Genomic DNA, 15,150 nt, shown 5'->3' with positions numbered 1-15,150 from the left:
TACTTAGAGGTGTTTTCTAAAGACAAAAGGAAGCCACTTCAAGACAACAAAGAATTTTCTTATGTATATCCTTACTCCTCATTTAAGGATATTTACCTAGGAAATTAAAAAATCTTCCAAACAGTACTCCCTCCCCAAAAAAGTTAGATGAATAGTTTATCTAGAGAATTTAGTTCTGTTTTACACATAACGAAAACACCCCGAAAGTTAGGCGGAAAAAATCTAACTTTTGGGGTGCAATTTATTCTTTATAAAACCTGAAAAGAAATCAGTCTTTAACTCCTGCTTTCTCTCTTATGCTTGATAACGTTTCACGCCATCTAGGTAGGTTGCTACCAATTCCAAATCTTTATCTAGTACGATAAAGTCTGCGTCGTAGCCTTCACGGATTTGACCACAGACATCATCAATGTGAACAGATTTTGCTGGGTTGAAGCTGGCCATCATAACTGCTTCGTGTGGAGAGGCAATATTCCAATCGACAACATTTTTCAAACCATCTTTGAGTTTGAGAATAGAACCTGCCAAGTTACCTGTCGATTTGAGGCGAGCAGTTCCATTTGCAACGACAACTGGGAATTCTCCCAACATGTAGTCACCGTCTTCCAATCCACCAGCTGTCATACAGTCTGTGATAAGGGCAATATTTTCAGTTCCTTTTTGTTTGATAAGAATTTCGCAGGCTTTTGGATCTACGTGGTGACCATCACAGATTAACTCTGCATAGGTATGTGGCAATTGATACATAGCTCCAACCATACCGAGTTCACGGTGAGTCAAGCCACGCATGCCATTGTAGGCATGTACCCAGACGCTCGCTCCAGCATCTACTGCCTTTTTAGCTTCGTCAAATGTTGCATCTGAGTGACCAAGAGCAACCGTCACGCCTTCGCCTGTAACCGTACGAACAAAGTCTTCTACACCTTCACGTTCTGGCGCAAGGGCAATTTTGTTTAGCAGGCCATTTGCTGCTTTTTGCCAAGCACGAAACTCATCCATACGAGGATCTTTCATGTAGGCAGGGTTTTGAGCGCCCTTGTATTTCTCTGTGAAATAAGGCCCTTCAAAATAAATCCCACGAATCTTGGCTCCACTTGCTTCCTGGTAACGAGCACCAATATTTTCTGTTACCGCAAGCAATTGCTCATAAGATGATGTCAAAGTGGTTGGCAAGAAGCTCGTTACCCCCATGCTGAGGAGTCCTTCACTCATGGTATGAAGGGTTCCTTCGATATTATTATCCATAACATCCACACCGCCAAATCCATGAATGTGGGTATCTACAAGTCCTGGAGCAATGCTATAACCTGTATAGTCAATAATCTCAGCTCCCTCAGGAATCTGCTCGACATGTTTTCCAAACTTGCCGTCCACAAGTTCCAAGTAACCACCACGACGCACTCCGTGTGGGTAGAAAAACTGATCCGCTTTAATATAGTTAGGCATAATGTTAACCTCCTTAAAAGATTGATTCCACAATTTATTATGTCAATTACATTATAAACCTTTCTTTTTTATTTGTAAATGGTATAGACCTATTTTCTAGAGATATTTTAAAAGAGCTGGATTTCTCCAACTCTTCTCTTTTAAATACAAGTTATTTTGATTTGACTGGCTTGTCTTGAGCTGTTTGCAAGGCTGTAGCAATGGTATCTGCATACAATTTTGCTCCTGCTTCAATTTTACTGTTGTCACTTCCAAAATGGACTTGGTCTGTTCCAGTCCAAATTTCTGGATGTTCCTTAGCAACTTGATTCCAATCTGCTATCGTGATGTAAGGTGTCTTCTCTGCCAATTCTCTCATATAGGCAGCCTCTTTCTCAACGATTGCATAGGTCTCTTTTGTCTTATCTCCTTCATAAGGAGTCACCAAAACCATATGGTGCCCCTTAGGAAGATTTTTTACGATACTATCCCAGTCTTCCTTATAATTTTCAGGATTATTTACCCCAGTTGCAATAACCACCATCTTTGGTAGAAATTTATTCTGGCTATTGTTGAGCATGATTTCATTGGCAGTCTTAGTTGTTCTGCTGACCTGTGCGTTAATCTGTGCTCCAGGAAGGGCTGTCTGCAGGGCTGTATTTGCCCTTAAGGCCACCGAGTCACCAATTAGCATAGTGCCATCAGCAATTCCTAAACTATCAGCTTCTGCTCGTTCTGTCATCACCTTGGTCTGGCTAATATTTGTTGCAGCTTGCTTCAAGCCATTGACAGTTAAGTCTGTCTCAAAAGCTCCCACTTGTGGCGCCATCAAAGTCACTAAAAAGACAATGAAGGCCAAAATTCCAGTACTTGCTGCAAGGATTATATGAATATGAGGCAGGGGACGAAGAGTTTGTAGAATAGATGTGTCCTTTCCTGCAATCCAAGGTTCCAGTACATAAAATGATAGGCTGGCAAATCCATAAGAAAAAATCAAAGTTAATAACACAGCAAGAAGATTTGATGTCAACTGTGAGAAAATAATGTAGAAAGGCCAATGGAAAAGATAAACCGCATAGCTAGTATCCGCTAAAAAGCTGATCATCTTTGGCTCCTGCACGTTAGGAGTCTTTTCATGTAAGACACGCGCCGCCAGAATCATAGCAATGGTTGCAAGGCTGGCAAGCAAGAAGCCCATAAGATAGGCAAAGAGATAGGTAAATTTGACAAAGAAAGTCAAAATGAGTAGGAAGCCAAAACCTCCTCCAAAAACTAAAAGGGTCTTTCGTAAATCCCATATTTTATCCAACTGCTTAACTAGGGAAGTCGTCTGACGAACGCCTACAATCGTTGCTAAGATACTTCCCAAAAAGAATGGATAGACATGAGTTAAACTAGAGAAGTAAACAGAAGAATAAGAGGTTACTAGAAAACTACCGATAAACATGGAGAAGAAGCTGATCAAGAAGGCAGCAGCAGATAAGAGAAAGACCATTCCTCTCAACTGACCATTTGATCTGGACTGTTTAGATAAGAACCAAACTGCCAATCCCCAGAGTATATAGTAGTGAACCTCAACAGCCAAGCTCCAATTATGAACAAACAAATGTGGAATGAACTGAGATTCATAGCTCCCACCTGTTAGGAGTTCATAGAAGTTGGTCATGAAGCCTAAGACACCCGCAATCTGACCCCCAATTCCAGCCACATAATCTTGCCGAACTAGAAAAGTAAAGGGCATGGTTACCAAGACCATCAAAACCACAGGTGGCACAATCCGATAAAAGCGTCTCCTAAAAAATCCTATCAAATCAATCTCATGCTTTTTAGAAAATTCTTCGATGAGTAGAGCCGTAATCAGGAAGCCTGAAAACGTGAAAAAGACATCTACCCCGAAAAATCCTCCAGGAAAGATAGTCTGAAAGAAATGATACAAGAGTACCAAAAGTAAACCTGTAATCCTAATCAAGGAAAACCATTTAATGCGCATACGAGTTTATTCTCCCTTTCATTATACACTTTATTCTATCAAAAAAAGAAGAAAAATCCCAAGAGAAAACTTAGGATTTTTAGCTTATATCAATTCCAGTTTAAAAATTACGGCCTGACTTATTATAGCCATATTTTTCAACAAAATACTCACGGAATTCCAAGAGATTGTCATCCATGATGGCTTGTCGCACTTGCTTCATCAGGTTAAGCAAGAAGTAAAGATTGTGGTAGCTAGTCAAGCGGATACCGAAGGTTTCATCAGCCTTGAGCAGGTGACGAAGATAAGCGCGTGTATAGTTCTTACATGTGTAGCAATCACACTCAGGATCCAGTGGCGTAAAGTCCTCAGCAAACTGAGCATTTTTGACAACCAAACGACCTTGACTGGTCATACAAGTCCCATTACGAGCGATACGAGTCGGCAAGACACAGTCAAACATATCTACACCACGAATCACCCCATCAATCAAGCTATCTGGCGCTCCCACACCCATCAAATAGCGGGGTTTATTTTCAGGCAGCAGTTGAGTTGTAAAGTCCAAGACCGCATTCATCTCTTCGTGGGTTTCTCCCACTGCCAAACCACCGATAGAGTAGCCTGGGAAATCCATACTGACAAGGTCATGAGCCGATTGGCGACGCAGGTCTTCAAATCCAGCCCCTTGCACAATTCCAAATAACCCTTGGTCATGTGGACGACGGTGAGCCTTCAAACCACGCTCAGCCCAACGACTGGTACGCTCGATTGATTTCTTAACGTAGTCGTATGGTTGATAAAACTGAGGACATTCGTCAAAGGACATCATGATGTCTGAGCCCAGATTATTCTGAATAGAGATAGCTTTTTCTGGCGATAGGAACATCTTAGAACCATTGAGATGGTTTTTAAAAGTTACACCTTCTTCTGTGATATTGCGGCTATCTGCTAAGGAATAAACCTGGAAACCACCACTATCTGTCAAGATAGGCTGGTCCCAATTCATGAACTTGTGGAGACCACCTGCGCGAGCGATGAGTTCATCTCCAGGACGAAGCCAGAGATGATAGGTGTTTGACAGGATAATTCCCGAACCCATCTCCTTCAATTCTTCAGGCGACTGAGTTTTGACAGTGGCTTGTGTCCCAACTGGCATAAACATAGGTGTTGGGAAGGTACCGTGGGGAGTGATGATTTCTCCCAGACGAGCTCCTGTGTGTTTTTCTTTCTTAATCAAACGATATTTGATTGGTGAATCTGACATTTTTTACCTCCGAAGCTGGGAAAGACAGTCCCAGTTCATACTTTGTACCCAAGGGCATACTGTATGATTTTATCAAAAAAAGTAGGAACTGTCACGAACTATGGTATAATGAGAGAATGAAAAACTCAAAAATTGATTTAAAAACCGTTCGTCTGCAGGCCAGACAATTTCAGGCTGAAAATCCCCGCCTCTTTCTCGTCTATCTCTTACCTAGCATGCTGGTCATTTTGTCTGGCTTCCTCAATCCCTTAGAGCGCATCAACGAGAGTGTTTTAGAACAACCCTTTTTAAGCGTACTTAGTCATGTATTCCAAGCCTACCTTTTTCCACTATTAGTCTCCTTTATCGGAACTATTCTTCTAACCAGTTCAGTCTACACAACACTTAAACTCATCAAGAATCCCGATACAGAACTATCCATCAAAAATAGTCTCACTCTCTTTAACGAAGAGTACTTTTCACAAACCTTTTTAACTCTCCTTCTCAAACGCTTCTATCTCTTCTTATGGAGTATTCCTAGTTTGCTTGGGATTTACTTCCTCTTTTACAGTAGCTTTCTAGCAAAGAAATTCGTTGTCCTTCATCCTGAGTTTCCCAATCTGGATCTCTCGTCAGTTGAAACTGAACGTTTCCTCATGACCTTTGGTCTCTATTTTCTAGCAAGTATCCTCTTGATGATTGTCGGAAATAGTCTCTATATTCCACAATACTATGCCTATTCGCAGGTAGAATTTCTCCTCTGTGACACCCTAGACTTGGGACAAGCCAAACCAGGACAAATCCTTAAAACCAGCCGTTTCCTGATGAAAGGCTACAAGTTCCAGCGTTTCGTCCTAGACTTACAACTCCTTCCTTGGTACTTCCTCAATTGGATTACTTTTGGGATTGCTAGTTTCTCACTCCTACCCTACATTCAAATCAATAAAGTGATTTTTTACCGAGCAGTATTGGCTCGAAAACGTCCAAAAGCTTGAAGGTGGTTCCCTCAAGCTTTTTTCTATCAATGAGTTTCTCCACCTACCAACTTGAGGTCTTGATCTCCATGTTCGATGATGGCGCCGATTGCCGCTTCTATCCCTCGCCTAATGTCCACTAAACTCATAGCTGGAGTGGTCGGTCGATTCACCACCTGTTCCATCATATAAGGAATGTGCATAAAACCTGCCTTAACATGGGGAAATTTCTTTTCTGCCAAATAGAGGGCCTGATACATCAAATGATTGCAGACAAAAGTCCCTGCAGTATTGGAAACAGAGGCCGGCAATCCCTCTTTTTTTATAGCTTGAACCATCGCTTTAATCGGCAGACTACTAAAGTAGGCCGGAGCACCGTCTGGGCGAATGGGAAGATCAATCGGCTGATTACCTTCGTTATCAGGAATGCGTGCATCGTCTTGATTAATGGCTACTCGCTCAGGTGTCAAACTAGTTCTTCCACCTGCTTGGCCGATACAAAGGACAAAGTCAGGTTGATAACGGCTCATCTCTTCTTCCAATACATGGGACGATTTGTGAAAGACTGTCGGCACTTCTAGCCAACGGACCTCAGCACCATGGATTTCAGCTGGTAAACCTTTAATGGCCTCCAAGGCTGGATTGACCTTTTCCCCTCCAAAGGGCTCAAAACCTGTCACTAATACTTTCATTTCTAACTCCTTACAACCAATTCCATGAAACTCTTTTTCCGACAATAAAACAAGTATAACATATTTCCCTTATTCTGGAGTGAAAAGGACTAGCGAGACTAGGATAGACCTTTGAACTTATTTAAAGAGTAAAATACTGATCAAGGTCAAAATAGCTGGTCCGCCTTGCTTTAAAATAATTTTCTTATCTGTTGTTAGAGAGCCGTAAGCCGTAGCCCCGATTACAAATAAAACAAAAATAGTGACAATTTCTAAATTCTGTGAGAAAAAAATCCCATACAAGAGAAAGACTCCTAGCAGAGCATTATAAATCCCTTGATTTTTAAACAATGAACTTACAGACGGACGAGCCAGTTCTTCCTTGTCCATATTAAAGACACGACTAGTCGCATCTGATTGCGTTGCAATACTTTCCAAATAAAAAATGTAAAAATGTTCCAAAGCAACAATCGTTGCTAAAATGATTGTAATAATTGACATCTATTTCTCCTTAAATTTCTATATTTTCAATCCCCAAAACCAATTTATTTAATAAACGGCTGAGTTCTGTTCTCTCAGACTCTGTTAAGATACTTTCCATCGCTTCCTTAACCCTGACATGATTCAGAGGTGGATTCACCACTAACTGCTCCTTGGCATACTTCGTAGCCTCTACCAACACTTCCCGCTGATTTTCAGGATTACGATGACGCTCCACCAAACCTTCCTTTTCCAAAATCTTGAAATGTCGTGTCAAAGCAGCCTGATCAATCTTCAAACGCTCCTGAACCGCCATTTGATTACAGGGAGAATTCTCCAATAAAAACAGTAAAATCTGATACCGTGTCAAACTAATCCCAAGTCTTTTTTCAAACAATTGCGTACTCGCTTGCTCAGACAAGCGGAGTTGATAAAGCAGATCTTGAATCTCTATCATTTCTTTTCTCTTTTCGATTGATTCATCAATAATTGACTAATCAAGTATAATATAAATTAAAATAGATTGCAAGAATGTTGCTTCAATCATTACAAAATGGTAACTTCCATTTCCCATTCATATTGATACTCAATGAAAATTAAAGAGCACACTAGGAAGCTGTCCGTAGGTTGCTCAAAGCACAGCTTTGAGGTTGCAGATAAAACTGACGTGGTTTAAAGAGATTTTCGAAGAGTATGACAAAGAAAAAACGAACGAGACTCGCTTTCTATCACGAAAGCTAAATCTCATTCGTAAAAATGATATTACCAAGTCTGGTTTATCCATTCATTGAAACGTGAACGTGGTCATAGTGATTTTCTGTCACACTACCGCGGTCTGGCATTGGGTTCCAAGTATTAGCTGGCCCATATTTGCTATCGAATGGAGCATAGAAACGTTGTTTCCAAATAATGTAACTAATACCACGGCTGGCCATGTTTTGAATAGCGTATTCCGCAATCTTATCCCCTAATTCTGAGCTTTCTGGTACCATAAAGTCGATAGCCAAACCTTTTCCGTGATCTCCACTATCTCCTGGACGGTAACCACTAAAGGATGTGATGCCAAACAAGTTGGCGATTTCTTCTTTAAAGGCAGCTGTTTGTGGTTGAAGGCCAGCATTTTCAGATTTCGCTGCTGCCAGTCCAGCATAATCGGGCGCAGCTGGAGCTGCGTAAGTTGCTGAAGTTGTTTTCGTCTCTTCTGGTTGATAAGTAGAAACTGCTGTTGTAGCTTCACTTGATGATGCTTCTTTTGCTTCTTCAGAACTTGTTGCAGTTGTTTCTGTTGCTTTTTCTTCTACTGGAGTTGTAGTTGGTTCCACTGTTGAAGCAGCGTGTGGGCTTGCTTGAGTTTCCTCTTTCTCAGCTGGAATCGTTGCCTGAGGAGCTGCTTCTTCAACTGGACTGGTTGTTTCGAATGTTTGCTCAGCTGACGTAGAAGTGTTTGTAGATGATGCCACTTCTTCTGCAGCAGTCACTGTCTCTGCAACTTCTGAATTTGATGTCACTTCTTTTGTGCTTGAAGCTTCTACCGCTTTTGGAGCTTCTGCAATTGGTTGAGAAAGATCTGCAACTTGAACAGTTTGATCATCAACGGTCACTTGATTGGTTGTCAAATCTGCTGTCGCAGTTGTCACTTCTTCACTAGAAGCCGCTTGAGGTGTTTGGATTTCAACTTCCGTTACTTCTTCTGCTTCATTGACAGTCGTTGTCAAAACAGTTTCTGGGAAAATCAAGTCCATATTAGTGATTTTATTCAAATTCGCAAGAACTGTGACATCTACACCCAAGGCTTCTGCAATGGTGCTCAAGGTATCACCATACTGAACGGTATAACTTGTTTTGTTATCCGTTTTAGTCAAATCATTTTGGATTTGTTCAACACTACGTGCGGTCCAAAGAACTTCTTCTGCTTGAGTTGCCAATACTGGGGCAAATGACAAGGCTACTGTTGAGGCTAATAATATTCTTTTCTTCATTCTTTCAAATTCCTTTCAAATGAGTACCTGTCTATGATAACACAAAAAATGTAGAAAAAAAGCCCTCTCGGGCCTATTTAACAGAACTGTCTATTCCTTGTAACAAACTCGATTACTTGAAATAGTTTGTTAGGTCTCTGTCACAAAACTGACACAATCTTTTTATTGCTCAGCCTCAAAAATACGGGAAATATCTGCTAACGCTTGAATCCTGTGATTACCTTCATAAGTCGACTCTAAAAAGTTGAGGCTTTGAATCCCACTATTCTGGGCAAATTCCACATCCAGAGTCCGGTCCCCTATATAATAGGTCTTCTCAGAATTCAACTGATACTTGTCTAACAGATAGGTAGCCGCTTCTGAACTAGGTTTACGCGCAAAGCCACTCTGACTGGTTAAAATCTCTGTGAAATAGGATTCCAACCCCAAGTCTCTGAGAATAGCAAAAGCATTATCTCCCTTATGAGTGTAAACAAACTGCTGAATTCCTGCTTGGTCTGCCCAATTCAACACCTCACGCGCACCTGGCATTAAGACTACCTGGGCATTTTTTTCAGCCAGACTCTGGGCACGCACCTGATTTAACACTTCCACATCCAGTTTTCTCTCTTCCGCCACCTGCACAAGCAAATCCTGAACAGAATACTTGAGAATAAACTCCCTCGCCTTCCCTTTATCATAAGGAATAGCAAACTGACCAAAAGTCTCCTCAATCCCTGATAAAATCGCTTCATAAGAGTCCAATAAAGTCCCGTCTAAATCCCAAATAAAAGCTGTTTTTTGCATTTCCTATCCTTTCAAGCTCATATAACGCTGGTAAAGGTAACGTAGAAATAACCAGCGAAAACCATTATCCAAAAGGGTTCCAGCCCAAATACCGGGCAAGCCCCAACCAAGCACAATCCCCATCAGATAAGCTGTCCCAATTCGGATACACCACATCCCTATACTTGTCGCATAAAAGGGAAGACGAGCATTCCCCAAGCCCTGCCAAACAGCCGTATAGATGACTGTTCCAGCCGCCATGGGGGTCCCTAGTAGTGAAAAAAGTGTCACTAGAACACTAGCCTCCACCGCTAGAGAATCAGTCGTAAAGAGATGAGTTAGTGGTATACCCAAAGCATAAATACTGAAGGTCAAGGGTAACATGAAGACCAGAGAAAGCCAAAAGGTTTGCTTGCTCAACTTATCTACTCTATTCCAATTATCCTCCCCAACTGCTCGAGCTACCAGCATGACCGTCGCCGTCGCAACACCAAAAGCAGGCATGTAGTTAAACTGGGTCAAAACTTCTCCGATTGCATTTCCAGCAACTGCCTCCGTTCCAAAAGACACGACCAAGGCAATGATCACGACATCGCCAGCCCGCATCATGAGCCGCTCTCCAGCTGCTGGCAAAGCTAAGGTCAATAGTTCCTTATCTAAACCAAAGGTCGGTTTATCAAAAGGCAACTTTAATTGCGACCATAAAATTACAAGACCAACCAAACGAGACAGAATAGTTCCCCAAGCAACACCAGCTATCCCCATATCCAGGACAAAAATAGCTAGACTTGAAAAAAGAATATTCAAGGCATTGGATAAAAAACTAACATAGAGAGGCAGACGTGGATTATGCGTTGCGCGAATCAAGGCTCCCAGACTAGTCATTAAACCTAAGAGAACAATCGATCCGCCTACCAAAGATAGGTAGAGTCCACCACTCTCAGCTACATCTCTCTCCGTCCCCAAAAGTCCTAACATCTCTTTCCCAGCGAAGATGGACAAAAATCCTAAAAGGAAACTTAATAGTAAGGTAATCTTCAAGGCTTCAGTCACATGATAGGCTAGCATAGATTGATCCTTCTGCCCCAAACTTTTTGAAATAACACTGGAAATAGCAGCTCCCAGAGCGATGAAAATCGCCTGATAAATCGTGATAATATTGCCAGCTACTGATACACCCGAAATGGCTATCAATCCTAAATGAGCAACCAAATAACTGTCCACCATTCCCATGAGCATCTGCAAAAAGTTTTCACCCATAGCTGGCAATGCAATATTAAGAATGTCTTTATTTTTCTTAAACAATCCTTCCTCCTGATGAAAAGAAACTCAGTTGGTTTCCCAACCGAGTTTACGCCCTCTGTCTTAAAGTCCTAAATAAGCCTCAACCGCTGCTTGCATGTCAGCAGCTGCCACTGTTGTTTTATGACGAACTGGAGCTGTTTCAAGGCCATCAACCGCTGGTGGCACTGCCACTCCTGAAATGTCATGTAATTGAGCCAAGGCTTCAAAGTCTGTCAAACCAGATTTCCCTGTCACAGCCTCTACTGCAACCACTGGGAACTTGTATGGACTAGCTGTTGAAGCAATCACTGTCTTGGTAACATCGCCAGTAGACGCTTGGTATTTTCTATACACTGCTGAGGCAACTGCCGTATGTGGATCCTCAATGTAGGCATCTGTTTGATAAACACGTTTGATTTCTGCTGCTGTTTCTTCCTCAGTCGCATATTCAGCCACAAAGAGGTCCAGAATAGACTCGTCGAAGTCTGTCAATTCATATTGTCCTTGTGTATTCAAGGCATTCATAAGTTCAGCTGTCTTAACTGCATCATTCCCCAAAAGATGGAAAATCAAACGCTCCAAGTTTGAAGATACTAAGATATCCATAGATGGGCTAGTTGTTACCTTAAACTCACGCTTCTTATCGTAAACACGTGTCTTGAAGAAGTCTGTCAAAACATTGTTGTCATTTGAAGCACAGATTAATTTACCAACTGGAAGTCCGATTTGTTTAGCATAAAAGGCAGCCAAGATATTTCCAAAGTTTCCTGTTGGTACTGTGAAGTTGACCTTATCACCAGCCACAATCTCACCAGACTTAACCAACTGAGCATAGGCATAAACATAATAAACAATCTGTGGCACCAAACGACCGATATTCATAGAGTTTGCTGATGAAAATTGTAACTTGTTGGCCGCTAATCTTTCACGAAGAGCCACATCGTTAAACATATGCTTCACATTTGTTTGCGCATCGTCAAAGTTACCATCAATGGCGATAACATGAGTATTATCACCAGTCTGAGTGGTCATTTGCAACTCTTGTACCTTGCTGACACCATCCTTTGGATAAAAGACGATAATCTCAGTACCAGGAACATCCGCAAACCCTGCCATAGCGGCTTTCCCAGTATCACCAGATGTCGCTGTTAAGATGACAATCTTGTTCTCCAAACCATGCTTCTTAGCAGCTGTTGTCATAAAGTATGGCAAAATAGACAAGGCCATATCCTTAAAAGCAATTGTTGAACCATGGAAAAGTTCCAAGTTATATTGACCGTCTAATTTCACCAAAGGCGCAATAGATGGAGTATCAAATTTGCTATCGTAGGCATTGTTGATACAGTAGTCCAACTCTTCAGCTGTAAAGTCATCTAAAAATGCTGACAAAACAATCTTAGCAACTTCCTGATAAGAAGCATCTTTCAATTTGTCAAAGTCCAAATCTACCTTTGGATAAGTAACCGGTGTAAACAAACCACCGTCCGTCGCCAAACCTTGCAAAATAGCTTGGCTGGCAGTTACTGTATTATTGGCATCACGCGTTGATTGATAAACTAATGTCATTACTCTTTATCCTTTATCTATAGTCTCTTCCATTATATCATGATTTTTCAGAAAATTCTCCCTTTATAAGAGAAATTATAGGCTCAATTCTTCTTTCAAAGGCTGTAAATAGATCGTTTCTTGCTTATTTCTCATCTCCAGTCCTTCCTCAGCTAGCAGGAGTAAGTCTTTGGAAAATTCAATAATCCCAGCTTCTTCCTCATCTGTAAGCTTTTTCTTAGAAAATTGCCGTCTTAAAAACTTATAATTTCGCCCAAATTCTTTAAAGAAAGGTGCTGTTTCTAAGTAAGCTTCTAACTTATCTAAATTAACTAACAGTCCCAAGTGAAAAGCTGCTGAAGCGAAGGTTCTATCTAGAGGTTGAGTACACACACTACGAAACTCAACTGTTCCGCGAGTCGTTAAGTCTTGGTACTGATAACTACGATGGGTTTCAAAATCCTTCTCTTGAGGGGAAATAAGAATCTCATCCCCATTAAGAGAAAATGCTTGGATTTCAGGTGTAGCCAAATAGTCCCTAGCCTGAATCGGATAAAAATAAAAGGTTTGTTCATCACGTTCCGCAGTAAAAATTGCAGAATGATCTAGATAATCAAAAAAATTATCCTCATCTTTAAATAGTCTTGCATTGACCCCAACGTTTTCTGGATAGATACCATGCATCGATTCTTCCCAGAAAATATCCCTTGAAATTTTCGTATCCCAATCCGCACCTGTAAACTCAGAGTTTGCAAATAAATAAGCCTTAACTGCTTCAATTTGGGTAAAAGCATTAATCACTCGTAAGTAGTTAGACTTTGAAACATCCAACTGAACCTGACTCCCACAAATAAACGCTCCGTATTCAGGGAATTGATGTAAGTCTGATTTAGTCACATTTCTACTCAAATTCAAATAGTCCATCAACATCTGATAGCGTGGGTAAGCCACTGGACAATTATCATTTTTATCCCAGTTCGGGTGAATACCACAGCCAACAATAGCATGATTGGATTCAGCTAACTTTTTCTGAATCACTTCCATATAATTGTTAAAACGATTTTCGACCTCTTGAATCGTTTCAGCCTTACCACATGCAAACTCTATCGTGGTATAGGAAACTTCAAATAAAATAGCATCCTGACTTACTGGATCAACTAACTGAATAGGATTTCCAAAATCATCAACCTTTTCGACAGTAAAATTCATAGCAGAAACTAAATATCGGAATAAGTGCTTGATAACTTCAATATCTGTAGCATCCCCTTCTAAATTTGTAACAGGATATTCCAGCTCAATCCCGACAAACAATTCAGGATTTTCTTTAATATTTTTCAAATACCGATGTTTTAATAAATCGATAGAACGAGACATACTTCCCTACACTTTCATAATCTAGATAAAATTTGAATAACTACTATTATACCAAAAATTATATAAAAAAGGAACGAAGATTTACAACGTTCCTTAACTCTATACTATACCGGCGGCCGGGGTCGAACCGGCACGTCCTTGCGGACACTGGATTTTGAGTCCAGCGCGTCTGCCAATTCCGCCACGCCGGCAAATAGTAACTGGGGTAGCTGGATTCGAACCAACGCATGAGGGAGTCAAAGTCCCTTGCCTTACCGCTTGGCTATACCCCAATAATATAAAATAGGCGAGTGATGGGGATCGAACCCACGCATGCCAGAGCCACAATCTGGTGTGTTAACCACTTCACCACACCCGCCATAATTCTATTAACACGGGCAGTAGGAATTGAACCCACACTGAAGGTTTTGGAGACCTTAGTTCTACCTTTAAACTATGCCCGTAAAATGGAAGGGGAGGGATTCGAACCCCCGAACCCGAAGGAGCGGATTTACAGTCCGCCGCGTTTAGCCTCTTCGCTACCCTTCCAAAATATATAAATGGCGCGAGACGGAATCGAACCGCCGACACATGGAGCTTCAATCCATTGCTCTACCAACTGAGCTACCGAGCCTTATTGCGGGAGCAGGATTTGAACCTACGACCTTCGGGTTATGAGCCCGACGAGCTACCGAGCTGCTCCATCCCGCGTTAATACAAAAGGAGGATGTGGGATTCGAACCCACGCACGCTTTTACACGCCTGACGGTTTTCAAGACCGTTCCCTTCAGCCGGACTTGGGTAATCCTCCAAAATAGTCCGTACGGGATTCGAACCCGTGTTACCGCCGTGAAAAGGCGGTGTCTTAACCCCTTGACCAACGGACCAAACTTTATGGGCACGAGTGGACTCGAACCACCGACCTCACGCTTATCAGGCGTGCGCTCTAACCACCTGAGCTACGCGCCCAAGTTAAAAACTTGGTAATTGAACAAAGTTCAAAGCGGGTGACGAGAATCGAACTCGCGACAACAGCTTGGAAGGCTGTAGTTTTACCACTAAACTACACCCGCTTAAATGGGAGTTAACGGGATCGAACCGCTGACCCTCTGCTTGTAAGGCAGATGCTCTCCCAGCTGAGCTAAACTCCCTAGAGCTAAGCGACTTCCATATCTCACAGGGGGCAACCCCCAACTACTTCCGGCGTTCTAGGGCTTAACTTCTGTGTTCGGCATGGGTACAGGTGTATCTCCTAGGCTATCGTCACTTAACTCTGAGTAATACCTACTCAAAATTGAATATCTATTCAAACCAAGAAAACCTCTCGCTTTCATATTCTCAGTTACTTTGGATAAGTCCTCGAGCTATTAGTATTAGTCCGCTACATGTGTCGCCACACTTCCACTTCTAACCTATCTACCTGATCATCTCTCAGGGCTCTTACTGATATAAAATCATGGGA

12 protein-coding genes, 12 tRNA genes and 2 rRNA genes are annotated in these 15,150 nt (G+C 41.7%); 1 reads left to right on the top strand and 25 read right to left on the bottom strand.

Annotation, left to right across the window (positions count from 1 at the left end; genetic code table 11):
• Positions 1-294: 294 nt before the first annotated feature.
• From nagA to tgt, 3 genes are all read right to left on the bottom strand, one after another.
• Positions 295-1,446: an N-acetylglucosamine-6-phosphate deacetylase gene (nagA, locus tag SK578_RS01255; RefSeq protein ID WP_042749962.1), complete on the bottom strand. Its 1,152-nt coding sequence runs from the start codon at positions 1,444-1,446 to the stop codon at positions 295-297.
• Positions 1,447-1,597: 151 nt separating this feature from the next.
• Positions 1,598-3,415, bottom strand: a complete 1,818-nt coding sequence (locus SK578_RS01250) for an acyltransferase family protein (protein WP_042749960.1) — start codon at positions 3,413-3,415, stop codon at positions 1,598-1,600.
• A 100-nt stretch (positions 3,416-3,515) separates the two neighbouring features.
• Positions 3,516-4,658 carry a tRNA guanosine(34) transglycosylase Tgt gene (gene tgt / locus SK578_RS01245; RefSeq protein WP_001285237.1) on the bottom strand — a complete coding sequence of 381 codons (1,143 nt, stop codon included), beginning with the start codon at positions 4,656-4,658 and terminating at the stop codon, positions 3,516-3,518.
• Positions 4,659-4,774: 116 nt separating this feature from the next.
• Between tgt and SK578_RS01240 the strand changes: the two genes are divergently transcribed.
• Complete coding sequence (locus SK578_RS01240) at positions 4,775-5,632, top strand: DUF975 family protein (protein ID WP_042749958.1); 858 nt, start codon at positions 4,775-4,777, stop codon at positions 5,630-5,632.
• Positions 5,633-5,658: 26 nt separating this feature from the next.
• Here the strand turns inward: SK578_RS01240 and pcp are convergent, their stop codons facing one another.
• The 22 genes from pcp to SK578_RS01125 form a co-directional block, all read right to left on the bottom strand.
• A complete protein-coding gene (pcp, locus tag SK578_RS01235) occupies positions 5,659-6,303 on the bottom strand; it encodes a pyroglutamyl-peptidase I (protein ID WP_042749956.1) in 645 nt (214 codons plus the stop codon).
• A gap of 117 nt (positions 6,304-6,420) precedes the next feature.
• Positions 6,421-6,783: a DUF1304 domain-containing protein gene (locus SK578_RS01230; RefSeq protein WP_042749954.1), complete on the bottom strand. Its 363-nt coding sequence runs from the start codon at positions 6,781-6,783 to the stop codon at positions 6,421-6,423.
• A gap of 10 nt (positions 6,784-6,793) precedes the next feature.
• The gene (locus tag SK578_RS01225) at positions 6,794-7,219 is read right to left on the bottom strand and encodes a MarR family winged helix-turn-helix transcriptional regulator (RefSeq protein ID WP_042749953.1); all 426 of its coding nucleotides are present in this window, start codon (positions 7,217-7,219) and stop codon (positions 6,794-6,796) included.
• Between the two features lie 319 nt (positions 7,220-7,538).
• Positions 7,539-8,741, bottom strand: a complete 1,203-nt coding sequence (locus SK578_RS01215; RefSeq protein WP_042749951.1) for a LysM peptidoglycan-binding domain-containing protein — start codon at positions 8,739-8,741, stop codon at positions 7,539-7,541.
• A 162-nt stretch (positions 8,742-8,903) separates the two neighbouring features.
• Positions 8,904-9,527: an HAD family hydrolase gene (locus SK578_RS01210; RefSeq protein WP_042749948.1), complete on the bottom strand. Its 624-nt coding sequence runs from the start codon at positions 9,525-9,527 to the stop codon at positions 8,904-8,906.
• Positions 9,528-9,530: 3 nt separating this feature from the next.
• Positions 9,531-10,811, bottom strand: coding sequence for an MATE family efflux transporter (locus SK578_RS01205; RefSeq protein ID WP_042749946.1), 1,281 nt, complete (start codon positions 10,809-10,811; stop codon positions 9,531-9,533).
• A gap of 60 nt (positions 10,812-10,871) precedes the next feature.
• Positions 10,872-12,356 (bottom strand): threonine synthase, encoded by a 1,485-nt coding sequence (gene thrC / locus SK578_RS01200; RefSeq protein WP_042749944.1) that lies wholly within the window; start codon positions 12,354-12,356, stop codon positions 10,872-10,874.
• 75 nt (positions 12,357-12,431) lie between these two features.
• Positions 12,432-13,709 carry a gamma-glutamylcysteine synthetase gene (locus tag SK578_RS01195; protein ID WP_042749942.1) on the bottom strand — a complete coding sequence of 426 codons (1,278 nt, stop codon included), beginning with the start codon at positions 13,707-13,709 and terminating at the stop codon, positions 12,432-12,434.
• A gap of 107 nt (positions 13,710-13,816) precedes the next feature.
• Positions 13,817-13,900 (bottom strand) — tRNA-Leu (locus SK578_RS01190).
• A 9-nt stretch (positions 13,901-13,909) separates the two neighbouring features.
• Positions 13,910-13,981: transfer RNA gene (locus SK578_RS01185), tRNA-Gln, on the bottom strand.
• Positions 13,982-13,994: 13 nt separating this feature from the next.
• Positions 13,995-14,067 (bottom strand) — tRNA-His (locus tag SK578_RS01180).
• Positions 14,068-14,081: 14 nt separating this feature from the next.
• Positions 14,082-14,152 (bottom strand) — tRNA-Trp (locus SK578_RS01175).
• 4 nt (positions 14,153-14,156) lie between these two features.
• A tRNA-Tyr gene (locus tag SK578_RS01170) sits at positions 14,157-14,237 on the bottom strand.
• A 12-nt stretch (positions 14,238-14,249) separates the two neighbouring features.
• A tRNA-Phe gene (locus tag SK578_RS01165) sits at positions 14,250-14,322 on the bottom strand.
• A gap of 3 nt (positions 14,323-14,325) precedes the next feature.
• Positions 14,326-14,399: transfer RNA gene (locus SK578_RS01160), tRNA-Met, on the bottom strand.
• 10 nt (positions 14,400-14,409) lie between these two features.
• Positions 14,410-14,499, bottom strand: a tRNA-Ser gene (locus SK578_RS01155).
• Between the two features lie 4 nt (positions 14,500-14,503).
• Positions 14,504-14,575, bottom strand: a tRNA-Glu gene (locus SK578_RS01150).
• An 8-nt stretch (positions 14,576-14,583) separates the two neighbouring features.
• Positions 14,584-14,657: transfer RNA gene (locus tag SK578_RS01145), tRNA-Ile, on the bottom strand.
• A 33-nt stretch (positions 14,658-14,690) separates the two neighbouring features.
• A tRNA-Gly gene (locus tag SK578_RS01140) sits at positions 14,691-14,761 on the bottom strand.
• A gap of 5 nt (positions 14,762-14,766) precedes the next feature.
• Positions 14,767-14,839: transfer RNA gene (locus SK578_RS01135), tRNA-Val, on the bottom strand.
• 4 nt (positions 14,840-14,843) lie between these two features.
• A 5S ribosomal RNA gene (gene rrf, locus SK578_RS01130) occupies positions 14,844-14,959 on the bottom strand.
• 76 nt (positions 14,960-15,035) lie between these two features.
• Positions 15,036-15,150, bottom strand: a 23S ribosomal RNA gene (locus SK578_RS01125); the annotation flags it as partial.

It is taken from the genome of Streptococcus mitis, from assembly GCF_000722755.1.
Lineage (GTDB): Bacteria > Bacillota > Bacilli > Lactobacillales > Streptococcaceae > Streptococcus > Streptococcus mitis_CM.
This window is presented reverse-complemented; position numbering and strand designations above follow the sequence as displayed.